The 23,907-nt window shown below is 45.2% G+C and carries 19 protein-coding genes; 6 read left to right on the top strand and 13 right to left on the bottom strand.

Annotated elements, in window-relative coordinates; genetic code table 11:
• Positions 1–11: 11 nt before the first annotated feature.
• Genes ABXT59_RS04065 through ABXT59_RS04050 form a run of 4 tightly spaced genes read right to left on the bottom strand, consistent with a single transcriptional unit; the run spans position 12 to position 5,703 of the window.
• Positions 12–1,121, bottom strand: coding sequence for a mandelate racemase/muconate lactonizing enzyme family protein (locus ABXT59_RS04065; RefSeq protein WP_443637881.1), 1,110 nt, complete (start codon positions 1,119–1,121; stop codon positions 12–14).
• On the bottom strand, positions 1,122–2,744 hold the full coding sequence (locus ABXT59_RS04060; protein ID WP_443637880.1) for a GMC family oxidoreductase: 1,623 nt from the start codon (positions 2,742–2,744) through the stop codon (positions 1,122–1,124).
• Positions 2,741–3,700 carry an alpha/beta hydrolase gene (locus ABXT59_RS04055; protein WP_443637878.1) on the bottom strand — a complete coding sequence of 320 codons (960 nt, stop codon included), beginning with the start codon at positions 3,698–3,700 and terminating at the stop codon, positions 2,741–2,743. Before ABXT59_RS04055 ends, ABXT59_RS04060 begins: the two co-directional genes overlap by 4 nt.
• Positions 3,697–5,703 carry a CocE/NonD family hydrolase gene (locus tag ABXT59_RS04050; protein ID WP_443637877.1) on the bottom strand — a complete coding sequence of 669 codons (2,007 nt, stop codon included), beginning with the start codon at positions 5,701–5,703 and terminating at the stop codon, positions 3,697–3,699. Before ABXT59_RS04050 ends, ABXT59_RS04055 begins: the two co-directional genes overlap by 4 nt.
• Positions 5,704–5,971: 268 nt before the next feature.
• On the opposite strand from ABXT59_RS04050, the gene ABXT59_RS04045 reads away from it, so the two are divergent.
• Entirely contained in the window at positions 5,972–6,349 is a 378-nt protein-coding gene (locus ABXT59_RS04045) for a hypothetical protein (RefSeq protein ID WP_443637875.1), read from the top strand.
• Positions 6,350–6,354: 5 nt separating this feature from the next.
• Here ABXT59_RS04045 and ABXT59_RS04040 read toward each other — a convergent pair whose 3' ends face one another.
• Together ABXT59_RS04040 and ABXT59_RS04035 are read right to left on the bottom strand one after the other, a co-directional pair.
• Positions 6,355–6,936: a thymidine kinase gene (locus tag ABXT59_RS04040; protein WP_443637874.1), complete on the bottom strand. Its 582-nt coding sequence runs from the start codon at positions 6,934–6,936 to the stop codon at positions 6,355–6,357.
• A gap of 355 nt (positions 6,937–7,291) precedes the next feature.
• The gene (locus ABXT59_RS04035) at positions 7,292–8,545 is read right to left on the bottom strand and encodes an FAD-dependent oxidoreductase (protein WP_443637872.1); all 1,254 of its coding nucleotides are present in this window, start codon (positions 8,543–8,545) and stop codon (positions 7,292–7,294) included.
• Positions 8,546–8,662: 117 nt separating this feature from the next.
• Between ABXT59_RS04035 and ABXT59_RS04030 the strand changes: the two genes are divergently transcribed.
• Positions 8,663–10,138 (top strand): M81 family metallopeptidase, encoded by a 1,476-nt coding sequence (locus ABXT59_RS04030; RefSeq protein ID WP_443637870.1) that lies wholly within the window; start codon positions 8,663–8,665, stop codon positions 10,136–10,138.
• A gap of 91 nt (positions 10,139–10,229) precedes the next feature.
• Positions 10,230–11,516 (top strand): NAD(P)/FAD-dependent oxidoreductase, encoded by a 1,287-nt coding sequence (locus ABXT59_RS04025; RefSeq protein ID WP_443637868.1) that lies wholly within the window; start codon positions 10,230–10,232, stop codon positions 11,514–11,516.
• Here ABXT59_RS04025 and ABXT59_RS04020 read toward each other — a convergent pair whose 3' ends face one another.
• The 7 genes from ABXT59_RS04020 to ABXT59_RS03990 all read right to left on the bottom strand — a co-directional run bounded on the left by ABXT59_RS04020 (position 11,517) and on the right by ABXT59_RS03990 (position 18,927).
• The gene (locus ABXT59_RS04020) at positions 11,517–11,864 is read right to left on the bottom strand and encodes a cupin domain-containing protein (RefSeq protein ID WP_443637866.1); all 348 of its coding nucleotides are present in this window, start codon (positions 11,862–11,864) and stop codon (positions 11,517–11,519) included.
• A gap of 35 nt (positions 11,865–11,899) precedes the next feature.
• On the bottom strand, positions 11,900–13,990 hold the full coding sequence (locus tag ABXT59_RS04015; RefSeq protein ID WP_443637864.1) for an oxidoreductase: 2,091 nt from the start codon (positions 13,988–13,990) through the stop codon (positions 11,900–11,902).
• A 34-nt stretch (positions 13,991–14,024) separates the two neighbouring features.
• Complete coding sequence (locus ABXT59_RS04010; protein ID WP_443637863.1) at positions 14,025–14,849, bottom strand: ABC transporter permease subunit; 825 nt, start codon at positions 14,847–14,849, stop codon at positions 14,025–14,027.
• Entirely contained in the window at positions 14,846–15,805 is a 960-nt protein-coding gene (locus ABXT59_RS04005) for an ABC transporter permease subunit (protein ID WP_443637862.1), read from the bottom strand. The genes ABXT59_RS04010 and ABXT59_RS04005 overlap by 4 nt, the downstream gene beginning before the upstream one ends.
• On the bottom strand, positions 15,802–16,944 hold the full coding sequence (locus ABXT59_RS04000; protein WP_443637860.1) for an ABC transporter ATP-binding protein: 1,143 nt from the start codon (positions 16,942–16,944) through the stop codon (positions 15,802–15,804). Before ABXT59_RS04000 ends, ABXT59_RS04005 begins: the two co-directional genes overlap by 4 nt.
• An 82-nt stretch (positions 16,945–17,026) precedes the next feature.
• Positions 17,027–18,145: an extracellular solute-binding protein gene (locus tag ABXT59_RS03995; RefSeq protein ID WP_443637859.1), complete on the bottom strand. Its 1,119-nt coding sequence runs from the start codon at positions 18,143–18,145 to the stop codon at positions 17,027–17,029.
• Positions 18,146–18,252: 107 nt separating this feature from the next.
• Complete coding sequence (locus ABXT59_RS03990; RefSeq protein ID WP_443637857.1) at positions 18,253–18,927, bottom strand: TetR family transcriptional regulator C-terminal domain-containing protein; 675 nt, start codon at positions 18,925–18,927, stop codon at positions 18,253–18,255.
• Positions 18,928–19,067: 140 nt separating this feature from the next.
• Between ABXT59_RS03990 and ABXT59_RS03985 the strand changes: the two genes are divergently transcribed.
• The 3 genes from ABXT59_RS03985 (at position 19,068) to ABXT59_RS03975 (ending at position 23,845) form a co-directional block, all read left to right on the top strand.
• Positions 19,068–20,450 (top strand): aminotransferase, encoded by a 1,383-nt coding sequence (locus ABXT59_RS03985; protein WP_443637855.1) that lies wholly within the window; start codon positions 19,068–19,070, stop codon positions 20,448–20,450.
• A gap of 26 nt (positions 20,451–20,476) precedes the next feature.
• Positions 20,477–21,676 (top strand): aromatic ring-hydroxylating oxygenase subunit alpha, encoded by a 1,200-nt coding sequence (locus tag ABXT59_RS03980; RefSeq protein WP_443637853.1) that lies wholly within the window; start codon positions 20,477–20,479, stop codon positions 21,674–21,676.
• Positions 21,677–21,790: 114 nt separating this feature from the next.
• Entirely contained in the window at positions 21,791–23,845 is a 2,055-nt protein-coding gene (locus ABXT59_RS03975; RefSeq protein ID WP_443637852.1) for an oxidoreductase, read from the top strand.
• Positions 23,846–23,907 lie beyond the last annotated feature (62 nt).

The raw sequence follows: 23,907 nt of genomic DNA, 5'->3' as shown, positions 1-23,907 counted from the left end.
TCAATTTAGTTCTAAAACCGATCCCCAGAGTAGCTGACCTTGTAGTCCGAGAGCGCCAGCCATTCGGGCTCCAACTCGATACCCCAACCCGGTTTATGAGGCATCATGAGCCTGCCCTGTTGTATATCAAAATTAGGCTTAAATACATGAGCTTGCCATGGATAGTAATCTAAACCCTCGATCGAAAACTCAAGGTATTTGCCGGCATTTGGTATGGCGCCCATAATGTGAGCTGAAAATAGGGTTACCAAAGATAAATTTGCACAGTGCAGAGTGACGGGCAGATTGGCTTTTTTAGCCATGTCTGCCACCTCAAGAGTGCGCGTAACGCCACCCATGTAACACACATCAGGTTGCACAATATTAACCACCTTGGTGTTCACCATATGCTGCCAAATACGCATGTCATGATCTTGCTCGCCACCACTCACATCAATGTCTAAAGCCTCTGTAACCTGCCTCGTCCAATCAGGTTGCCAATAGGGACATGGCTCTTCAAAGTGACTCACACCATAGTCTTGCAACATATGCCCCACTTCAATCGCCTTGGCTGGAGTATAGGCACTATTGGCATCGACCAAAAGAGTGACCTCGTCACCTAGCACTTGCCTCACACGTTTGACAATGGCTTCAGTTCGTCCTTCCCACTGATCAATATCATGCCCACATTCTTTGCCTACACGAAACTTAAAAGACTGATAACCATACTCTTCTTTAAGGGCTAAAAAGCGATCGGCCTCTGCCTCTGGGGTAATTTCACGCTGCATGCTAGAGGCATAAACCGGCACTGAGTTAGTGTGTCCTCCCAAAAGTTGGCACACACTTTTACCCTCTTGCTTAGCATGCATGTCCCATAAAGCCGTGTCTAAACCACACAAAGCTCGGTACAAATAGGTACCCGGGAATTTGTGTTCACGTTCTAAGACACGAACCTTTAAGGCATCAATATCACTGGCATCCAAACCCAACACGTGAGGAGCGACTTGTTTGTGCACGACCTGAGCAGTAATGTCTGCATTGTAGGTGCACGTTTGACCCCAACCTTCTTCACCCGTATCGGTGCGCAAGCGCAGCAAACCTATATATTCATTAGTAAATGTTTCAATACTGATAATTTTCATTTAAGCCAACCCATGTTCAGATAAAATCAAATCAGCAGCTTTCTCAGCCACCATAATAGTGGCTGCATTAATGTTGCCACAGACAAGGTTGGGGAATATGGATGCATCCACAACTCGTATACCTTCTAAACCATGCACTTTTAGGCGACTGTCTACCACATTTTTTGTGGGGTCAGGCCCCATGCGGCAGGTACCACACGGATGGTAGACTGTATCTGCATTATTACGAATATCCTCAATCAGTTGGGCATCAGTGAGACAGTCAGTCCCTGGACGCATCTCGTCAATCGTTATGGCTTGTAAATGTGGGGTTTGTGCCAACTCTCGCACAAGTTTAACCCCCTCGAGCAGATCCTGAATTTCCCTATCGTGGGCTAAATAATTAGGTTCAATTTTGGGCGCCACCCTAGGGTCGCCTGAGGTGATATTAATTTGACCTTCAGATTCAACATGGCAGTTTGAAATCCCCATTAAATAAGCTGGAAATGGATCTGGACTCATCATTGGCCTTTTACCTGCAGGGGCCTTGGTGTAACTCAATGGGGTGAAATACAGCTGGATATTAGGTCGGTCTAAACCCGCTCGTGTATGCACAAAACCACCCGCTTGATTAACGCTTAGACTCAAAGGCCCAGTGCGCGTTAGCAAGTAGCGAAGGCCTTGCCAAAGCTTTCCCCACCATGGCCTGAGTTGTTGGTTTAAGGTTGGCTGGTTAGCCCGATAAAAATAACTGTGGCCAATATGATCTTGCAGATGCTGACCTACAGCAGGGCTTTCATACACTTGTTCAACCCCAGCCTGTTGCAACACTTTGCGTGGGCCTATGCCCGACAATTGCAGGAGTTGTGGCGAATTAACGGCGCCCGCACTAAGGCAGATTTGTTGAGCCCCATAAGCACAATGAGAGACACCATTATGCTCATATTCCACCGCCACTGCCCGCTGATCTTCAAACACAATGCGCTGCACTAGAGCCTCACACACCACGGTTAAATTAGATCGTTTGCGAGCTGGTTTTAAATAGGCACGAGCCGCAGACATGCGCCGACCTTTATGGGTTGTGAGCTGATAATAACCCACCCCCTCCTGCTGGGCCCCATTCATGTCAGCGTTGTACTTGAAACCAAGAGACTCACCTGCTGCCAAAAAATGTTTACATAAAGGGTGTAATTTTGCTGACACATCACTCACATTTAACGGCCCACTGCCTCCTCTAAAGTTGTCTGCTCCGCGCTGCCATGACTCCATGCGTTTAAAATAAGGTAGCACATCATCGTAACTCCATCCAGGATTGCCCGCTTGTTCCCAATCGTTAAAGTCTTGCTTGTGGCCTCGCACATAAACCATGGCATTGATAGAACTGGAGCCTCCCAAGGTCTTGCCTCGAGGCCAGTAGCTAATGCGTTCATTAAGCCCACTGCAAGGCTGACTGTTATACATCCAATTCACTTTTGGTTGATAGAATGTCTTACCATAGCCAATGGGCATTTGAACAAAAAATCGTTTATCGCTGGGGCCTGCTTCTAACAAGAGCACAGAATGGTTCACATTCTCGCTTAAGCGATTGGCAAGTACACAACCTGCGGAACCCGCACCAATAATAATGTAATCAAACTGATTCATGATAAGCCTCGTCCAAGAGCTGTTACAGTGGCGCAGATATGTTGAAAGTTAGCCCCTGCCTTATCACTCATGTGACGCGCTCTTAAATAGCCATGCACCAAACCATCACCGACCTGGGTATGATTTTTTACTGCAACACCCACTGTTTTTAGGGCTTGGGCATATAACTCACAATCATCAAATAATGGGTCAATTTGAGCTGGGAATAAATGACTCGGTGGCAGTCCCTCAAAACTCTGGGTATGCATAGGGCAGTAGAGCGGATCTTGGATGGGTGCAATGGCTTCACTGCCACCCACTCTAATGTTATGATAGAAGGTCATTTCCTCTTTTGTCAGCAAGGGCGCATGGGCATGTTCATGCATCGATGACGTCGATGCATCATTTGCCAAGGCTGGATAAATGAGTACTTGGCCTAATAATTGTGTACCAGTATAGCTAGAGCGCGCATTAGCCACACAGGCAGCCAGTGTGGCTCCTGCACTATCACCCACCAAAATAATAGCCTTACCTAGGTGGATTAAGTGATCCACTAGGGCCAAACAGTCGTTAATGTCACAGGGGTATTGATGTTCTGGTGCTAAACGGTAGGCTACAGACACAAGATTAAAGCCACAAATATTGGCCATCTCTGCGCACAAGTCATCGTGACTGTCTAAATCACCTACGACAAACCCTCCCCCATGTAAGTAGACCACTTGCACAGGATAACTGAGCATCTTAGGGCTGCTAATACCCTGCGGTCGATAGTGACGTATGGGGATTAAATGACCGTCTGGGCCTTTGACCAGCTCATCTTTAATTTGCACTCTAGTTGGCTTGGGAGCAGAGAATGACCGATACATGTCACGATAACACTGCCTTTGCTGGATGACGTCAGTAACCGCCCCATGAACGGGGTAGTGCTGCAGCGTTTGTGCAATAAAAGCCTGCATTTGAGGGTCTAGTAGGGTCATGAAAAGCCCCGTGATATAGATTCTTGCCACGTTTTGAGGTGCACTTGCTGACCATTTTCTAACGCTTCTAATCGAGCATCGAGATAATAGTGAGTGGCGTCACACGTGACCTTTAAACTGCTATAGACGTCGATCTCCCAACCAGACCTAGATTGGCGCGAATGCCACTGACATAGACTCGTTGCTGAATGTGGGTCATGGGGTAATACTGCATGCTCTTCATGACATATTTCACCCACAGTTAGGCCGTGGTCATCAAAGGTAAACTCACCAAAGTCATCATCAATGATGGTGGTGTGTAAACCATTGGCTGCATTTATTTGGGTGCTACGTGTATGCTTTTCAGGCCTTATATGGGTCATGGCCTTAACTGGACAAACATAACCATGACCTAAATCACGGCTTAATCGTCCGCTCCGGTCATGGCATGGAATACTCAAATGAGCAGTGCTTAGGTCTAAGCTTAGGTTTGCTTTTTGTGCCGCTGGCCATAGCAGGGGGAAGTACGCTGTGGAGACAGCCAAACGTAATTTGTGGCCTTGAGGAATTTCATAGCCTATGTCGTCCAACTTTATAGTGATCTCCATAGACTGCCCTGCAACCACGGGTTGTGGATTATCTAAGCCTTGACGCATGGCCAAATTGAGCATGCCATAAGTGATACGAGTACTACTACCGTCAGGTGCCACATCACACAGTCGCAAAATCATTTGACCACAAGCTTGGTCACTCGTAACCCGAGCTCTAAACACAGCACCACCTAAAATAGAGACCGCCTGCGCCATAGGTTGCGTATCAAAACAGAGGCTATTAGCATCGTCTTGACGTTGTTCTGTGGGGAAATCCGGCCCACACCAAATGACACAAAATTCACCACCCGCAGCACCCGTAGTGAGAGGACTATTAACACTCTGCTGCCCACCACCAACAGTTTCGACTAATTGGCCTGATTTACTTGGTTGTAAATTAATGCTGTGTGTTTGTATGGGCCACTGATCACCTTCTACCCACAACCCAGGGCGTTCATCATATGCCGCTTGAGGCGGCACACCGTCTTGAATATAAGCAGCAATGGTAGGCTCTGTCATAATGCCGTTATCAATGCCTTTTAGCCAATAGTCCCACCAACGCTTAGCTTCACCAAGAAAGTCCATTTCTGGTTTAGGCGATGCATAGTTGGGGTATTTGTGGGCCCAAGGCCCAATAAGGGCTTTTTTAGCACAAGACAAACCTTGCATCATGCGCGGAATCGTTTCTGAGTAGGCATCACCCCAACCCCCAACACAGTATACGGCAGCCTTAATTGCACTATAATCTTCATTAATAGAGCCGTGTCTCCAGTAATCATCTTTGTAGCTGTGTTCGAGCCACTGCTTAGCCAAAAAGGGCATACTCTCCAAGCGCTGCAGCCATTGCGTGCGCCATGTGTCTGGTAATAACAGGGGGTCTGGCGCCTTAGACATATAACAGGTCATGGTTGAAGCCCAACTGAAGTTTTCTAACAACAAAGCACCTCCTCGATAATGTATATCATCGGCATAGCGGTCATCGGTAGAACAAACAGTAACGATGGCTTTTAGGGCTGCAGGTGCCATGGCAGCCACTTGAAGACTATTAAAACCACCCCAAGATTTACCCATCATACCGACTTTGCCTGAACACCAAGCCTGCTCAGCCAACCACGCAATCACCTCTACTGCGTCATCAAGCTCCTGCTGCAAATATTCATCCAGCATGAGTCCTGTAGACTCACCACACCCCCGCATATCAACACGAATACAGGCATAACCGAAGCCTGCCCAATAGGGATGCATTTGTTCATCACGAATCGCCGTCCCATCACGCTTTCTATAGGGAATGTATTCTAAAATACTGGGCACTGGATCAGACGCGGCATTAATGGGCAACCAAGCCCTTGCTGCTAGTTGTGTACCGTCTTTAAGAGGGATTATAAAATGTGTCCACTCTCCAACAGTGTGGGTAAAATTAAGATTGTTCATCATCTGTTATTACTCCCAAAATTAGCGCTTAGTCATGGCCTTTCATGGCGGCCTCTATGGGCTAACATACCATTGGATTATTCCACAGGGAAAGTGATTTTTGTCTAAATTGTATCGAACGATCATGGTAAACTATCAAGGGAGAATTTTACTTGGAGTGTGCCAAGATTTTAAAGCCCGATGGCGCTTTAAGGCTGCCATTGAATGCAGGTGGTTGAGTGACAAATATCACGTTAACGAGATTTTTTAGCAGCAGCAAGGCAACAGTATTATGAAACTTTTTCTTAACTCACCCCTCATTGGCCTATTATTGATCAGTGGCCTTGGGATTAATCTTAGCTGGTTATTTTTGCTACCTTTGAGCTGGAATGGCGCATTCACTCTCATAATGACCAGTTATATTCTTAAACTAAGTCTTAATCGACATGCGGTAAAACGAAACATTGGATATGATTTAGGCCTTATGGGCGGCTCTTGCCTTGCCTTTTTAGGGCTTAAATTTGGTCTTACTCATGGCTTAGACCTGCCACCCTTGGCAGCCACAGTGACGGCTCATCTGTGGACTTGGGTTGCCTTAACCCTGTTATTTAATAAAATGGTGCCTGCTAGCATTCGACCTGAATTCGCCTTAGGTCACAAACCTACCTAAGGTTGCTACGAACTCCACATGTGCTCACTAAAATGACGACGGCAAAGAGATTGATATTGATCGTTACCACCAATCACTACCTGGTCACCGTCTTTGATGACCATACCATCACCATCCATGCGCACCACCATGGTCGCTTTGCGGCCACAATAGCAAACTGTTTTCAACTCCACCAACTTGTCTGCCCAAGCTAACAAATATTGACTACCTGGAAATAGCTCGCCTCTAAAGTCTGTGCGAATGCCATAGCACAATATAGGAATATTAAGTTGGTCTACCACTAAAGTGAGTTGCTTAACTTGCTCGCGACTTAAAAACTGACTTTCATCTATAAGGATGCAATCCAGCGGTTTTTTAAGATTTTCAATTTTTAAGATGCTATATAAATCGTCTTTGGCATTGAATAGTTGGGCTTCGGCAGCTAAACCAATGCGAGAGGTCACTTTGCCAAGGCCATAACGATCATCTAAAGCAGCAGACATGATAAACGGACGCATATCACGTTCTTCATAATTATAAGCTGACTGCAATAAAGCGGTAGACTTACCGGCATTCATGGAAGAGTAATAAAAGTAAAGCTGGGCCACAGTAACAAGCCTTTCACTGGTAAGGGCGCATTAACCCTTGTAGGAATAATTGGTCGGGATGGCAGGATTTTAATAATCCATTGATCCCACTAATAAATATGAAATTATAATTAATTAAATCTGATAGTGCCAATAAAGTAATAGGAATGATTAAGGTCTATATTAAACTTAAAATTATCGTCAAAGACGCTTCGCAACACGGCACTTTCAGCTGGACAAGTTTAACAATATAAGCCTTACACAGAGTCTACCAGACTATCTGTAAGACCCCTTAATTAAGTTACTTTGTCTATGACGTTACTTTGCGCAAGGCCAGTGTTACTAGGTATTAATGAGTAAAACCAGCTTGAGTTTACTAAACCTTGAGCAGAAAGGGATTAATATCCACTTCTGTCTTTTTGTTGACTATAAGATCTGCAACTATTTTCCCAGTACCACAGGCCATGGTCCATCCCAAGTTCCCATGGCCTACATTGAGATACAAATTTTGTATAGGAGAAGGGCCCAGTATGGGCAGTGATGACGGAGTCATGGGCCTTAAGCCCGCCCAATATTTAGCAGCGCTGTAATTAGCCGCATCTGGAAGTATTTCTTTAGCGAGGTTCAAAATCCTTTGAAAATCTTGGGATTGATGACTTGTATTGAACCCATCAAAAACTGCCGATGAGGATATGCGAAGGCGATCTCCAAAAATTGATAATGCAACTAGTTTATCTGTATCATCAAACCCCGACATTGGCTTACTTTCTGTATTGATTAAAGGCGCTGTTATAGAAAATCCTTTTATTGGATAGATTGGCAATTTGATATCAAGTTGTTTTGCTAAAATACTGCTGTGAGCACCAGCAGCCAAGACATATGCGTCTGCTTTAAACTCTCCTTTAGAAGTTAAAACACGTGAAATTTTATTATTCTTCTGTAAAAATTTTTCAACAGAAGCACCCCATTCAAGTCGACATTTTGAGTTTTCTACGCACCACTTGCCTAGTTCTATAGAAAACTTGGCGGAATCGCCTGTTTTACAATTGGGAGAGAAAACAGCACCTGCATATGTTTCGCTATTAGGTTGAAGTAAAGGAAGTTTCTCATGCAAGCCATCTCGATCAAGTAATTCTAACTTAAGTCCCCTATCTTCCAAAAAATTAAAATGACTTCTCAATTTTTTTAAATCACTTGGATTTCTGCTTGCGTAAGCAATGCCCTGATCACTAACATCAAAGTTGATGTTAGTAGTCAGGCGTAAATCTGCCAACATATCTATGGAATATTGCGCCAATCGAAATTTAAAATCAGAATTTTGAACCCATTTACTGCTTCGGCACTGAGATAGAAAAGATGCTGTCCAACGCCATAGTGCAGGATCCATATGCAACTTATACTGAATCCCTAACTGTGAATTTAATAATGATTTAGTCGCTAATTTTAAAGCAGAGGGTGACGCCCAGGCAAATGCATCACTGGGTGCTAGGAGACCCGCATTTCCACCTGTCGCTCCAAAATCCACATCCTTTTCTTGTGCCTCTAAAACGGTGACATTCAACCCTTTTTGAGAAAGGTAATAAGCAGTCGTCACACCGACAACACCGCCTCCAATCACTAATACGTTCATAGTATTACTCTAAAAATAAATTCGTTAAGTAATTGCAAAAATGATATAAAAAGACAACAAAATTTTTTATATAAAGAGCTTAGCTTAGTTACCAAAAAATTAAAAGAAGAGCTAATAATGACTTTTAAAATACTTAGCGCAGAGTTTTCTCATGAAACAAATACATTTAATGTTTGTCCAACGACGTTGGCTGATTTTGCTAATGATCTATTACTCGACGGTGCCCAGGCGATAGCACAAAGAGGAAGCAATAATACTCAATTGGCAGGATTATTGGATGTTGGTGCCGAACACAATTGGCAAATAGAGCACTGTTTTAGTGCCTCAGCTGGACCAGGAGGTAAAGTAACAAAAAATGCTTTTGATGAAATATTAAAACCTCTGGAGCACCGCTTTTTTGAGCATTGGGATGGTATTTTTTTGATGTTGCACGGTGCTATGGTGACTGATTTTTGTGATGATGGAGAGGGGGAAATACTGCTTAGGGTACGTGCTGCTTTAGGTCCAGATATTCCAATTGCTGTCACCTTAGATCCCCATGCCAATGTAACTCCAAAAATGTGTCAATTAGCACAAATTTTAGTTTCCTATAATACCTATCCCCACATAGATATGCGTGAGACAGGACGCAGTACTGCGCAAGTTTTACAGCGCACGTTACTCAAAGAAATTCAGCCACAGACACTTCGGGCTCACAGACCAATGCTAGAAGAGGTTAATGGTGGCAGAACTGATTTGGGGCCGATGATCGAACGACATAAATTGGCAAGGGAATATGAACAGCACCCAGATGTCTATGCAGTGAGTATCAATGGTGGTTTTGCCAGTGCTGATATCAGCGAGTTAGGCCCTACAGTATTAATATGTTGCTCTGGAGACCCTACTAATCACCTGGAGCAGGCAGAAAATATAGTGGAAGATATTTGGACCAAACGGGATCAAGTAATGAATGTTTATTACAGCTGCACTGAAGTTGCAGATATAGCTAGTAAGTGGCCAGGACTAAAAAAAGAAGGCCCTCTGGTTATCGCTGATTACGCAGATAACCCAGGTGCAGGGGCTTATGGTGACAGTACTGCACTACTAAAATCGCTTTTAGATAACCATATTGAAAATGCCTGCTTTGGACCATTATTTGACCCAAAAGCTGTTTTAAAGCTAAAAAGTCATAAGTTAGGGACTCAAGTACGTATTAGTATCGGAGGAAAAGTAGACCCCGAAATGGGGGGTGGCCCACTGCTAGTTTTGGCACAGGTTATTTGGCAAGGGAGTGGTTTAGTGGCGGGAACAGGCCCAATGCTAGGTGGTTTACAAAAAAACTTCGGGGAATGCATCGTATTACAAATCCAAGGCATTGAAGTACTTTTAGTAAGTATTGCTCACCAGATTTTAGACCTTAATCAATTTCAAACATTTGGTATCGATCCTCGCGAAAAATCTGTGGTTGCATTAAAATCGATGCAGCATTTTCGAGCGGCGTTCGAACCTATAGCTGGAGAAGTCATCGTTTGTGATAGCGGTGCACTGTGTACTATAAATTATAAAGCCTTGAATTATCACAGGGTACCTAGGCCCATCCATCCCTTAGACTGATCTCAACATCATCTAGTGGATAGTAAAGAGATATAAATACCTTTTAACTCACAAAAATGTTAATCATGGGGCCTAATCAAAGAGGCACGTTATGTTCACACAAGATTTCAAAGCCCAGCCTTATTGGTGGGATCGCAGCGCACCACCCACAGAGCAAACCACAGAACTTCCTAAAAAGGTTGATGTGCTGATCATTGGTGCAGGCTATACGGGGCTTCATGCGGCCATCCAGACAGCTCGAGGGTCAAGGCACACGTTAGTCATTGATGCCGAACACGCTGGCTGGGGTTGCAGTACAAGAAATGGTGGCCAAGTCAGCAATAGCATCAAACCGAGTTTTTCTGAACTTGAAAAAACACACGGCAAAGACATGGCTTTTGCCATTCATAAAGAAGGTGAAGCATCATTAAAGTTTTCTGGGGATTTTATTAGAGAAGAGAACCTTGACTGCAGTTATGCTGAGGTAGGGTGCTTTCATGCCGCACATAACAGTGCGCAATATGAAAAACTTGCAAGGGCGCTTGATTATCAAGTTCCTGGACTTGAGCATGACGCCTATATGATTTCAAGATCAGAGCAGCGCTTCGAATTAGGCACAGATACCTATTTTGGTGGGGCGATATTCCCTCAGCATGCTTCAGTCGATCCTGCTGCCTATCATAAAGGCTTATTAGGTAAAGCGCGTGATGCTGGAGCAACCATTATTTCTTATTGCGCGGCTGAAAATATCAATCGGGATAAAGGTGGTTTTAGCGTAAAAACCTCAAAAGGTGTTGTGCAAGCCGAAAAGGTGATTATTGCGACCAACGGTTATACAGGGTCCTTAACCCCACGCTTGCAACGTAGGGTTATTCCTATTGGCAGCTATGTGATTGCCACAGAGCCAGTTGGGAAAGAACTGATGGATGAGCTAATGCCAAAAGATCGCATCGTTAGTGACACCCGCAAGGTGGTGTATTATTACCGTCCAAGCCCTGACAGAAGTTGCATTATATTTGGTGGACGCGTGTCTCTTAGAGAAAGTAATCCTCGTATCAGTGCCCCCAAGCTCCATCAATCCCTGACGCAAATTTTCCCAGAATTAGAACAAACAAAAATAAGTCATTCTTGGATGGGCTTTGTAGCCTTTACCTTTGACTCCCTCATGCATGTAGGAGCAGAAGACGGCCTGCACTATGCCATGGGCTACTGTGGCTCAGGCGTAGGCATGGCTGGGTATCTTGGGATGAGAATGGGACAACAGGTGCTAGGGCTGGAGCAAGGCCAGACCCCTTTTAATGACATTAAATTTCAGACGCGTCCCCTCTACACAGGAAAGCCATGGTTTCTTGCACCATCGCTTATGTATTACCGATTCATGGACAGCTTGAACATTTAGCTAAAAATCAGGTTCCAAGGCGCAAACCGCGATAAGACAACCGTTTTTGGTGGATGAATTGTGCACGGTGCCATCGCGCAACCACACTAGATCACCAGGGCCATAATCGACACCATCATGGTCTCTTAAGTCTCCTTGAATAATCAAGAATTCCTCGTCACCTTTGTGTTTATGGGGCACCGTTGCAGCTCCTGGAGCCATTTTATAAATATAAAAACCACTGCCTAAAGGTTTATCAGCATTAAGTTGCAGCACTTCGCCGTCTGGTTTACCGTTTGATTGAATGGGAGTAAACACGCTTTCAAAAATATTCACCACGCGTCGATCTGTTTTAGGGATGGGTTTCATCGTGTATTCCTTGAGGCATGACTGTGCTTAATAAATTATGTTTTGAGGCTCGGCATTTCGCGCTTGAATAGCCCTTGTTGTACCCTTTCAGGATCAGCTTCAAACTCCTGTGCGCCTTGGTGGCCAGAGAATACAGCGTCAGCAATCAAACCTGGCGCCAGCGCATCACCAATTAAGGTGACTGACATAGGTATTGGCGTAGGCAAGGAGGTGCCATTATCTTCTTGCAACTGCTGTAATTGTTCATACAAAGGTGAGGCTGATTCGCGTTCTGTGACTAATACTAAACTGGCGCAGGCAAGCCATTGATCTTCACCACCATATTCACATTTCAAGTCAACACCAACATGACCAGACTTTTGACTAAGGTTAGCAATGATCTTGTTGGTGTAGATGCCTACACCTTGAGCGACCAAGCCCCGTTGTACTTGTTTTTGTTCAAGCGTAAGTTCTGTAAAAGGTGATACGATACTGGCACTAGTGACGAAAATAACGTCATGTCCTAAGTCACTCAAATGATCGGCCACCACGCTGCCCAAGTAACCTTGTTCATCGTCATAGATCACTATTGGACCAGGGCCTAGGGAGGCACCACTCATAATGTCATCAGGGGTATAGATGGCGACTTGGTCTAAGCCAAGGATCGGCGTGCGGGAAGAACGGCCAATGCCGTCTTTTCTCCAGAGAGCGCCAGTAGCAACAAACACGTGTTCAATACCTAGTTCCAATACTTGTTGCACGTCTAAGGCACTGTCGAGGTAAATATTAACATTGTCCATCTGTTGTAACTGATAGATGCGGTAATCACTTACACGGCGCCATATCGCCAACCCTTTTAAATTAGACTCAGATATTACGCGGCCCCCTAATTGCTTACTCGCTTCACTGAGAACCACCTCATAACCACGGTTGGCCAATTGTAAAGCACACTCTAAACCCGCAGGCCCAGCACCCACAACTAATACAGATTGTGGGGTTTTAGCAGCCGCAATTTTTTCTGGATGCCAGCCACGACGCCACTCTTCACCCATCGTCGGATTTTGTGTACAACGAATGGGCACACCTAGGTTATCGCAAGACACACACACATTGCAGCCAATACATTCCCGAATTTCTTCGATCCTTTGTTGTTGGATTTTATTGGGTAAAAAGGGGTCTGCGATGGACGGCCTTGCCGCCCCAATAAAATCAAGCACGCCTTGTTTAATTAACGACACCATCATGTCAGGTGAGGTGAGCCGACCCACCCCCACCACCGGTTTATTGGTCACTTGTTTTACAAACTTTGTGTATTCGGTTTGGTAGCCTGAATCGGGTTGAAAACGTGAGGTGGCCGAGTCATTGCCCCAACCTGACACATTCACGTCCCACAGATCTGGGATATCTGCCAGCATTTCCACAACTGCTCTGCCTTCTTCATGCGCTTGCATACCATCACTACCAAGCATTTGGTCTACAGCAAAACGAAATGCGACAGCACAGCTGTCACCTATGGCTTCTTGCGTGTCCTGTAGCAGTTCTTTGGTGAGTCTTAACCGGTTTTCCAAACTACCACCGTATTCGTCTATTCTTTGATTATATTCAGGTAATAAAAAATGGTGTGGCAAAGACATTTCGTGCCCAGCATAGACATAAACGATGTCAAAACCAGCTTGCTTGGCGCGTATAGCCGCGGCTTTATGCCAACGACGAAACTCTCGAATATCAGCTTTATCCATGGCCCGCGCTTGTTTTGGATAAATAATGTCCAAAGAACGGCTACTGGGGGCCAATGCTGGGGTGCGAGAATATAAGTTAGAAGAGTGGTGACCGTTATGCACTAATTCAATGGCTGCCAAAGCGCCATGCTCATGCACGCTTTGAGTCATTAATTGCAGTGCTGGGATATCACGCTCGTCCCAGAGACGCTGTTCTACAGCAGGCGACAAATCAGAACTGGGATGGATCTCTGTTTCTTCAGTACTTACCACAGCCCATCCACCTTGGGCTTTCATACCCCGCATAGCAGCGTGGGCTTGGGGACGCAAGTGTCCCATACCGCAGCAATGAGGCACTTGATAAAAGCGATTTTTAGCCGTTACTGGGCCAATCTTAACGGCTTCAAATAACACATCATAATTAGGCATTTACTTTGCCCCATGGCAATTAATATTGATTACTTTACTTAGTGTTCGCATCACTCTCTAGTAAATGCTTTTGGCGGATCATTAACCAACATGCGAGTAATACGCCAATGCTGACCATCACGATCATAATCGTTGCCAGTGCATTAATATCAGGACGCAAACCTACTTTTACCCGTGAGTAAATGAGCATAGGCAGAGTATTGGACCCAGGCCCAGACACAAAACTGGCAATAATTAAGTCATCAATTGATAGAGTAAATGCCAATAGCCATCCTGCAACCATGCCGGGGGCCAATAGTGGCAGTGTAATGTCAAACATGACTCTTAAAGGCCGAGCACCCAGATCCTGAGCGGCATCCTCTAAATCAGTACCCATGCCAGAGAGTCGTGACTGAATAATAACCGCAACATAGGCCATGGAAAAGGTTATGTGAGCAATGGTGATGGTGGTAAAGCCCCGCTGTGGCCAGCCAAATGCATGACTTAAAGCAATAAACAACAGCAGCAATGACAAACCCGTGATTACTTCAGGCATCACCAACGGTGCCGTAATCAAGCCTGTAAACAGTGTACGCCCTCGAAACCGTCCAAAACGCACCAAGGCAATACCAGCAAGCGTTCCCAGTATCATCGCAAACGTCGCATTAACCAAGGCGATGCGTAAGCTTAAACCCAACGCCGCCCACATCTCTTCACTTTCAAACAATACGGTATACCAACGCGTTGAAAAACCACCCCATACAGGCACAAGCTTTGAATAGTTAAACGAATAAATAATCAGTAAAATCATGGGAATGTAAAGAAATGCTAAACCAAAGCACAGCATCGACAGGACCAATGTTGAGCGGCGTTGCTTCATAGATTACCCCTTTCACGTGCCTGAATCCGCTGATATAGCACCATCGGTAATACCAAAACGATGAGCAACACAATGGCCACAGCAGAGGCTAACGGCCAATCGCTATTGGCGTTAAATTCATCTGACAGAATTCTACCAATCATCAACACATTTCCACCACCCAATAAATCTGGAATAACGAATTCACCCGTCGCTGGGATAAAAACTAACAAGGAACCGGCAATAATACCGGGCAAGGTTAACGGCAGAGTTACCGTAAGAAATGCGATGGTAGGTTTAGCACCCAAATCTGCGGCCGCCTCGTCGAGGGCTACATCAAGCTTTTCCATATTCGCATACAAAGGTAAGATCATAAATGGTAGGTAGGAATACACAATACCAATATAAACTGCCAATTCTGAATAGAGCATCCGAATCGGTTCATCAATGACGCCCAGCCAAATCAGGAGGCTATTAATTGTCCCTTGATCTGCTAGCAAACCCATCCAGGCATAGACTCGCAAAAGAAATGACGTCCAAAATGGTAAAATGACCAACATTAACAAGATATTTTTGGTGGTCGGGTTAGAACGGGCAATGCCATAAGCCATCGGGTAGCCGATAAGTAAGCAAAACACAGTTGATACAGACGCTATCTTTACCGAATTAATATAGCTATTGAGGTAAAGATCATCTTCCCAAAGATAGCTATAGTTTTCAAAAATCACTCTAATGCTGAGCACACCGTCTTCGGCTCGTTCGTACAACGGTGAGTAAGGTGGGCTTGCGATCAAAGATTCAGCAAGACTGATCTTAATCACAATAATAAATGGTGCCAAAAAAAACAACAGTAGCCAAAAAAAGGGAATACCAACCACAATCACCTTCCAGTGCGACTGCAAGAGGTCAACCAAGCGTAATAGCAATCTGCTGACTAACTGCCCCACCGCATGATTGGCATTATTCGCAGCGCTCATTTCATCAGCACCACGGCGTTGGATTGGTCCCAGTTCATATAAATTTCTTCATCCCAATCTATCGATTGTCGATCACCCTTTGGGCGCTTTTGACTCGGCACGCTCACTTCAATAATTTGATCGTTGCTAATGCGTATTCGATAGGTGGAAGTTTTACCATGGTAGCCAATATCAACGACAACTCCTTTAAGCTGGTTAGTTGTCACATCCAAAGGTGTTTTTGATAGGGTGATTTTTTCTGGGCGCACTGCGATCCAGACTTTTGTCCCCTCGATAATTGAATTAGTGTGTTCAGTATTAAACTCGACACCTAACTCTTTACTGGTAACAACCACATGATCAGGCCCACTTTGGCTCACCCGGCCCTCAAACATATTTGCTGAACCAATGAAGTTGGCTACCAACCGTGATTCAGGGTACTCATAGACTTCTGTCGGGGTGCCAATTTGCTGAAACTTGCCTGCATCCATCATCGCCATGCGGGTCGACAAGGTCATGGCTTCTTCCTGATCATGGGTCACAACGACGAAGGTCACGCCAAGTTGATCTTGAATGTTGATTAACTCAAATTGCGTCTGCTCCCTTAAGCGTTTGTCTAATGCTCCTAAGGGTTCATCGAGTAAAAGTACTTTAGGCCGCTTAACCAGAGCACGAGCAAGGGCAACACGTTGTCGCTGCCCACCCGAAAGTTGATGGGGTTTGCGCTTAATAAAATCTGATAATTCAACCATGCTGAGAATTTCGTCAACACGCCGTGTAATTTCGTCCTTTGGAATTTTATCGCGTTTAAGTCCATAGGCAACATTTTGTTCAACCGTCATATGCGGGAATAGTGCGTAAGATTGAAACATCATATTGATAGGCCGAGCATAGGGAGGCACATCGGTCATATCAACACCGTCAATATAAATAGTGCCACTTGATGGAGGTTCAAATCCGGCCAGCATGCGCAATAAGGTTGTTTTTCCACAACCAGATCCACCTAGTAAGGAAAATAATTCGCCTTTGTAAATATCGAGATCAATATTGTCTACTGCAGTGAATTCGCCGAATTTTTTAGTAACATTGCGAATTTTGATAAATGGCTCAGCGTCACCATCGAGCCAAGGTCTATAAGAATAATTAGTTGGTTGTGACATCGTGAAAATCCAGTGGCTGATATTAATAGGTCACAGGCCTTACAGCTACCGTTCTAGAACGGTAGCTGTAAGGCTTGCGATATTATTGGCCAGATTTAAACTTTGTCCAAGCGCGAGTCCGTGCTTTCTGTATTTTTCTTGGGATCGCTTTATATGTGTACATTTGCGCAACCGATTCGGCAGTGGGGTAAGCTGCTGGGCTCCCTGTCACTGCTGTATCAATCAAGTCAAAGGCACTCTTGTTGCCGCTGGCATACCAAGTGTAATTACTATTAGCTGCCGCTACCTCAGGACGCATCATATAGTTGATGAACAAGTGTGCATTTTCAACATTCTTCGCATCTGATGGAATCACCAGACCATCAATCCACAACATTGCCTTGCCGTTTCCTGGTGGTACGAAAAACTCAAGCTCTACACCAGTGTTTGCTTCTTCGGCACCGGACATGGCTAATAAACCATCTGGTCCCCAGGTCACTGCAATACAAAACTCTTTCAGTGGCATTTGATTGTAGGCGTAATTGTCGAAAGTTTTGACGTAAGGTCGAATGGCAGACAACATTTCTTCAGCAGCGGCATAGTCCGCCTTGTTCGCTGAATAGGGGTCTAGTCCCATATGTGCCAACGCCATGGGCAGGATGTCTGTGGGCGAGTCCAAAAAGGCTACGCCACACTTTCCCAGTTTTTCCATATGAACTGGATCAAAAACCATATCCATTGATCCAATGGGAGCGTCTGGGTAGGTTTCTAGAACCAATGCCTTATTGTAAGTTACACCGTGTGTGCCCCACATATAAGGTGTGAAATAATGATTACCTGGATCTATATTAGAATCCATTTGCTGATCAAGGCTATCCATTATATGTTTGAGATTAGGCAGTTTGGATTTATCAAGCTTTTGCAGAATATTGGCAGGGAGTAACCTTGCAACTGCACTACTTGAGTGACTCACCACATCATAGCCAGAACTGCCAGCGAGCAATTTTGACTGAATGGATTCCTCTGAGTCATAGTTATCATAGGTCACCTTAACGTCAAATTCTTTTTCAAAATTCGCGATAGTGTCCTCAGCAATATACTCTGCCCAGTTAGTTACATTAAGTACACCTGCAGCTTGTACAGTAGATGCACCCACCAAAAGGCTAAAGGCTATGGTTCCACCTGTTAGGTGTTGAACGAACTTTTTGTTTTTATATTTCATGTTCTCTCCAATTTACATGTTTTAGATGTCTATTATTTTGAACACTTTGTTCATAATAATAGTCATGGTAACAAGTCCAATAATTAATTAAAACTATTTATTATTTTTTATGTCACTAATGACACTTTATACTCCTCTATGGTGTTTTTCTCCAACGGAAACATAAGTTCCATTAGAGCAAACACTGTTTTATTCGCCTCTTTTGGGCTGAATTTACTTTCTTCGATAAGGCAACTTTGCCACAAACCATCGAGCATCCCTTCGATGCCCATAGCAGCAACTTCAGCCGACACAGACGTCTTTACACCCACACATAATTGGGTGCATAAACTTAGCAGTGTCGATGAAAACTCCCTATCTGTTTGACCACAGACTTCTTGATAGGTTGGCCTCGATTGTGACGCACCCCAAAATGCATACCACACTCCCACATTTTTACGATTACACACTTCTGGGCTAAATGCTGATAAAACGATTGAACACAATTGATCAATAGGGGCCTCTCCAGCTAAAGCAATTGCCGATTTCCAATTGTCAGTGTAGGCCTTGGACAAAACCCGCAGAACCTGCTCAAGTAACAGTTCCTTAGTTTGAAAGTGAAAGATAACCACCCCCTGCGATACACCTGCATGTAGAGCTATTTTGGCTATGGTCGTTTGTGACAAGCCGAACTGGTCTATACATTCAATGGTAGAGCCAATTAACTGTTGCTTTCGAAGTAGTGATTGAACCGCTCTACTTCGGTGTGACTGAGTGCTTTTTTGGACTAGAGCCACGTCCATTGACGCTCCTTATCGATCGCTTTATGACTTCATTATTATTGACAAATAAAGTTTTGTCCAGTATAAATTGACTGAGTATTTACTCAGTAAGTTATAGTAATAAGCTAAACACATACCCCTGAACTGGCTCTTGGAGATCTATGAATAACCCTACTTCGCAGGTTCAAAAGCAGGACAATCTATTTATCCACCCGTGGGACAATTTTCAAAACTTGGGAAATAATCAGCGCACCGTGGTTGAAAAAGGCGATGGGATTTATCTTTACGATAGTCAGGGTAATCGTTTAATAGACGGTCCCTCCGGCATGTGGTGCGTTAATATTGGGCATGGTCGCAAGGAAATGGCACAGGCCATTTATGATCAGGTCATGCAGTTACCGTTTACCTCACCATGGTCGATGGCCACCAGCCCAGCCGCACAATTTAGTGAAGCTCTTGCAGCTGAAGGGCCAGGTGATCTTAACCACGCATTCCTCACCACGTGCGGATCAACAGCTGTTGATTCTGCTTTGCGCTTTGTACAGTTTTATAATAATTATCGGGGCAAACCTGAAAAGAAAAAAATCATTTCTCGGTTAAAGGGCTATCACGGCAGCACGTATCTGTCTGCAAGTGTGTCTGGCAAAGAGCGCGATAAAAACTATCTCGACTTTGCAACTGACCTTGTGCACCACATTCCCGCACCCCACCCGCTGTTTAAACCAGAGCAGATGACTGACGCAGATTTTCTCGATCAATGTGTTGCCGACCTAGAAAATAAAATTATTGAATTGGGAGCGGATAAGGTCGCCGTTTTTGTTGCTGAACCCATCCTTGCTTCTGGTGGCGTCATTGTTCCGCCCAAAGGCTATCACAAGCGTTGCCTTGACGTATGCCATCAATACGACGTGCTTTATATATCCGATGAGGTCGTTACTTCCTTTGGTAGACTTGGGCATATTTTTGCCTCCGAGGCTGTGTTTGACATTGTGCCTGATATTATCACCACGGCCAAAGGTTTAACTTCAGCTTACATCCCTATGGGAGCTTTTTTGGTTTCAGATAGATTACTCAATGAATTCAATAACCCAGACCTTGAAAGTGCTATATTTTCGAATGGATTTACTTATTCAGGTCATCCGGTTGCCGCTGCCGCAGGATTAAAAAATCTCGAAATAATAAAGCGTGAAAAACTTTGTGAAAATGCGCGCGAAGTCGGTGCTTATTTCCAACAAAGAATTAAATCACTTTATGATATCCCCATTGTTCGAGATGTCCGTGGCCTGGGCCTAATGGCGTGTGTTGAGTGCGAACTCACTAAAGGGGCAGACGACCTAGAAATGGACTATGAAATTGGTGAGCGCATTGACCAACATTGCCAAGCCATGGGCTTAATTGTTCGACCACTCGCCAATATGTGTGTTTTATCGCCCCCACTGATTATTACCAAAGCACAGGTCGATGATTTAGTCGATATTCTCTACAAAGGCGTAGAGTTAGCCATGCAGGATTGCATCGCTGACGGGACCTTTAAAAGCGTTTAAGTGTATGTATTTTGGGAGCTGTAACAATGAGTTTTAAGAGTCCAGAAAGTGTCTATGCACAAGCAAAAAATGCTCGCCAAGGCTTGCCTGCATGGACCTATAATAACGCTGAACTAACGGATCTAGAAATCAATAGTGTTTTCTTGCAAAGCTGGTTGTGGGCTGGCCATATCTCGGAGCTTGCTGAAGCAGGAGATTACCAATGTATGGAAATGGCCAATGAACGTGCGCTCATTATTCGTGGCGAAGATTGTGTTGTACGGGCCTTTCACAACGTCTGTAACCATCGTGCATCAAGAGTGGTTCCCGATGATAAAGGTCATTGCAGAAATGCATTAGTGTGTCCTTTTCATGGCTGGTCTTATCATCTTGATGGACGCTTAAAGAATATTCCTCGGGCCGAAACATTTCCTGTTATCGACAAGTCTACTCTGGGGTTAAAGCCTATCGAATGCGAACTATGGCACGGTATGATCTTTATCCGATTTTTTGGCAGTGGCCCTAGTATTGCAGAAACATTTAAAGAGGCTGAAGCAGAGATTTCACTCTATAAAATTGAAGACATGCAGCCAATTAATGAGCCCTGGACGATGAAATTTAACTGTGATTGGAAGTCGATCGTTGATATTGATAGTGAGGGATATCATGTACCCATGGGACATAAAGATTACTACGACTTAGTGGGCAGAAGTTATAAAGATCAGGTACTAAACGATAAAGTGAGTCGTTCATATGGTGATATTGATGCTGGCAAACATAAATCTCAACTTAATCAGGATTATGTGGATACACTACCCAAAGAGAGTTATCTGCCCCCCTCACATCAACGGCAATGGATTTACTGGTCCACATTTCCAGGCTTCGTGATCACACTTTTCCCTGACCAAATTGAAATTTATCACTCTTACCCCATTGGCTTTCAAAAAAGTGCCATGGCTGGACGCAGCTATGCGCTAGCAGATGAACGGCCCAAGATGAAAAGTGCACGAGAATTCAATCGACAAATTAATATAATGGTAGGTGAAGAAGATATGCAACTTGTTAAGTGGTCAGCAGAAGGCATGCGCTCAAGTGCCTTTAATGGGGCAATCATGTCTGATTTAGAGATGGGGACCTGCGCCTTTCACAATCAGTTACGCAGAACCCTCCCGGTGACCTCGTTAGACGTTCCACCCTCTGCGGGCACCCTAACTCAGACCAATCAACAGATGGTGGAGGCTGATTAGTCTCACCATTCAATGTCTAGCCCCTCAAACTCAAGGGGCTTTACTAAGTGCCCCGCTGTTGTGGTAACGCAACATGAGTTCACCTAAGAAAGGCATAGCATAGGAAACACTGCCATGAGCCGCGACCCCAAATACGATATTCTGTTCGAGCCACTTAAAATTGGCCCAGTAACAGCGCCCAACCGGTTTTACCAAGTACCCCACTGTTGTGGCATGGGATACATGCGCCCACAGATGATGGCTGCGATGCGCGGTATCAAAGCCGAAGGTGGCTGGGGCGTGGTTTGTACCGAGTATTGTTCTATCCACCCTAGTTCTGATGATATGCCCTTTCCCCACGCCTCTATATGGGATAAAGGCGATATTAAGAATTTACGCTTGATGACAGACGCAGTGCATGCCCATGGCTCCCTAGCGGGCATAGAACTATGGCACGGTGGCCAAAGCAGCGCTAATCTGTACACTCGTCAGCAGGCTATTTCGGCATCAAGCCGCCCTAATGACGCCCTCGTAGGGATGCCTCTGCAAACTCAAGCCATGACCAAAGACGACATTACCGAGCTACGCAAATGGCATAAAGCCGCCGCCCAACGAGCCATTGAAGCAGGTTTTGATATTGTTTATGTGTACACCAATCACGGTTATCTGCTGAATAATTTTTTGTCGGCCGAATGGAATCGACGCGACGACGAATACGGTGGTAGCCCAGAGAATCGAGTACGCTTGATTAGAGAGATTATCGAAGACACCCTAGAGGTAGTGAAGGGCCGATGTGCAGTGGCAGTGCGCTACTCTATCCCAGCAGTACCCCATCAAGACCCGGATGATTTGGTAGGTATGTTCTCACAAATAGCCGAATTACCCGACCTATGGGATATCACCGTCACCGATTACACATTAGAAATGGGTACTGCTCGATTTGTTGAAGAAGCCTCCAATCAGTTAGCTGTTGCAAAAATAAAGTCCCTTACCAGTAAGCCTGTGGTGAGTGTTGGCAGGTTCACTTCTCCAGATACCATGCTTAAGCAGATCACTAGTGGCACCCAAGACTTCATTGGCGCTGCACGCCCATCCATTGCCGATCCTTTCCTACCCAATAAGATCAAACATGGGCGTCCCGACGACATTAGAGAGTGTATTGGCTGCAACGTCTGTTACGCTCACGATTCCCTTAACGCACCGATTCGTTGTACACAGAATCCAACCATGGGCGAAGAATGGCGTCGAGGATGGCACCCTGAGCGCATTGCTAAGCAACACGCAGATGAATCAGTTCTGGTTATCGGCAGTGGCCCAGCAGGACTAGAAGCCGCCTGTGCTCTAGGCCAACGCGGATACGCCGTCACCATCGCTGAAGCCGAACGCGAGCTAGGTGGCAGGATAAACCAAGAATCGCGCTTGCCAGGCATGTCTGAGGTAGCACGGGTACGAGACTGGCGCCTTGGGCAGTTGGCAAAGATGGATAACGTGGCTATCTACCCCAGCAGTCTGCTGGATGCAGAGGCCATACTCGAACTAAGCCCAACGCACGTGTTCGTAGCCACGGGTGCACATTGGCGCACCGATGGTGTGGGCCGTCATAGTGCGTCCCCATTTGACGGCTTTCAAGACCACCAAGTGGTTTCAGTAGAAGACATTATGGGTGATGAAATACCTGATGGAAGGGCCATCATCTATGATGACGATCATTACTCCATGGGTAACTTATTGGCACTTAAATTACGCCAACGTGGCACTGCAGTGACGCTGATCACACCTGCCTCCTTAGTGGGCGGCTGGCATTCCTACACCGATGACCAAGCCGCAGTGATGCGGCAACTCATCGACGCGGGTATCGACATCATCTATAACCGTGGCTTACTGTCTTGGCAAGATTCTACGGCTCAATTAGAATGTGTCTTCACCGGTTCGGTGAGCACTATTAAAGCCGAGTATCTAGTGCCTGTAACATCGCGCATTGCCAATGATTCACTATGGCATGCGTTACAGCCCTTCGCCGAGCGCTTTAAAACCTTACAACGCATTGGTGACTGTGCAGCACCTGGTTTAATCGCTCATGCTGTCTACGCAGGCCACCAAGCGGCACGCGAGCTGGGAGCAGCACCCAGCCAACCCGACGATAACCGCCGTGAGCGCAAGGTGACTGAGCTTAAGATCGTGACACCTTAGGCAACATTGCCATGTGCCGCGGTTACAGAATTAAGCAATAGTAACGCCTGCCCAACAAAGCA

The organism is Candidatus Njordibacter sp. Uisw_058 (assembly GCF_047730065.1).
In the GTDB taxonomy this organism is placed as follows: Bacteria; Pseudomonadota; Gammaproteobacteria; order Pseudomonadales; family Balneatricaceae; genus Njordibacter.
Note: the sequence above shows the minus strand (reverse complement) of the source record. Positions and strands in the feature narration are given on the sequence as shown.

Coding starts and splice junctions, on each gene's coding strand:
- ABXT59_RS03990 (WP_443637857.1), bottom strand. CDS start 18,927: ATGGACGTGGCTCTAGTCCAAAAAAGCACTCAGTCACACCGAAGTAGA.
- ABXT59_RS04045 (WP_443637875.1), top strand. CDS start 5,972: ATGAAACTTTTTCTTAACTCACCCCTCATTGGCCTATTATTGATCAGT.
- ABXT59_RS04060 (WP_443637880.1), bottom strand. CDS start 2,744: ATGAATCAGTTTGATTACATTATTATTGGTGCGGGTTCCGCAGGTTGT.
- ABXT59_RS04025 (WP_443637868.1), top strand. CDS start 10,230: ATGTTCACACAAGATTTCAAAGCCCAGCCTTATTGGTGGGATCGCAGC.
- ABXT59_RS04010 (WP_443637863.1), bottom strand. CDS start 14,849: ATGAAGCAACGCCGCTCAACATTGGTCCTGTCGATGCTGTGCTTTGGT.
- ABXT59_RS04000 (WP_443637860.1), bottom strand. CDS start 16,944: ATGTCACAACCAACTAATTATTCTTATAGACCTTGGCTCGATGGTGAC.
- ABXT59_RS04030 (WP_443637870.1), top strand. CDS start 8,663: ATGACTTTTAAAATACTTAGCGCAGAGTTTTCTCATGAAACAAATACA.
- ABXT59_RS03975 (WP_443637852.1), top strand. CDS start 21,791: ATGAGCCGCGACCCCAAATACGATATTCTGTTCGAGCCACTTAAAATT.
- ABXT59_RS03985 (WP_443637855.1), top strand. CDS start 19,068: ATGAATAACCCTACTTCGCAGGTTCAAAAGCAGGACAATCTATTTATC.
- ABXT59_RS04065 (WP_443637881.1), bottom strand. CDS start 1,121: ATGAAAATTATCAGTATTGAAACATTTACTAATGAATATATAGGTTTG.
- ABXT59_RS04035 (WP_443637872.1), bottom strand. CDS start 8,545: ATGAACGTATTAGTGATTGGAGGCGGTGTTGTCGGTGTGACGACTGCT.
- ABXT59_RS04050 (WP_443637877.1), bottom strand. CDS start 5,703: ATGATGAACAATCTTAATTTTACCCACACTGTTGGAGAGTGGACACAT.
- ABXT59_RS03980 (WP_443637853.1), top strand. CDS start 20,477: ATGAGTTTTAAGAGTCCAGAAAGTGTCTATGCACAAGCAAAAAATGCT.
- ABXT59_RS04005 (WP_443637862.1), bottom strand. CDS start 15,805: ATGAGCGCTGCGAATAATGCCAATCATGCGGTGGGGCAGTTAGTCAGC.
- ABXT59_RS04015 (WP_443637864.1), bottom strand. CDS start 13,990: ATGCCTAATTATGATGTGTTATTTGAAGCCGTTAAGATTGGCCCAGTA.
- ABXT59_RS04020 (WP_443637866.1), bottom strand. CDS start 11,864: ATGAAACCCATCCCTAAAACAGATCGACGCGTGGTGAATATTTTTGAA.
- ABXT59_RS04055 (WP_443637878.1), bottom strand. CDS start 3,700: ATGACCCTACTAGACCCTCAAATGCAGGCTTTTATTGCACAAACGCTG.
- ABXT59_RS03995 (WP_443637859.1), bottom strand. CDS start 18,145: ATGAAATATAAAAACAAAAAGTTCGTTCAACACCTAACAGGTGGAACC.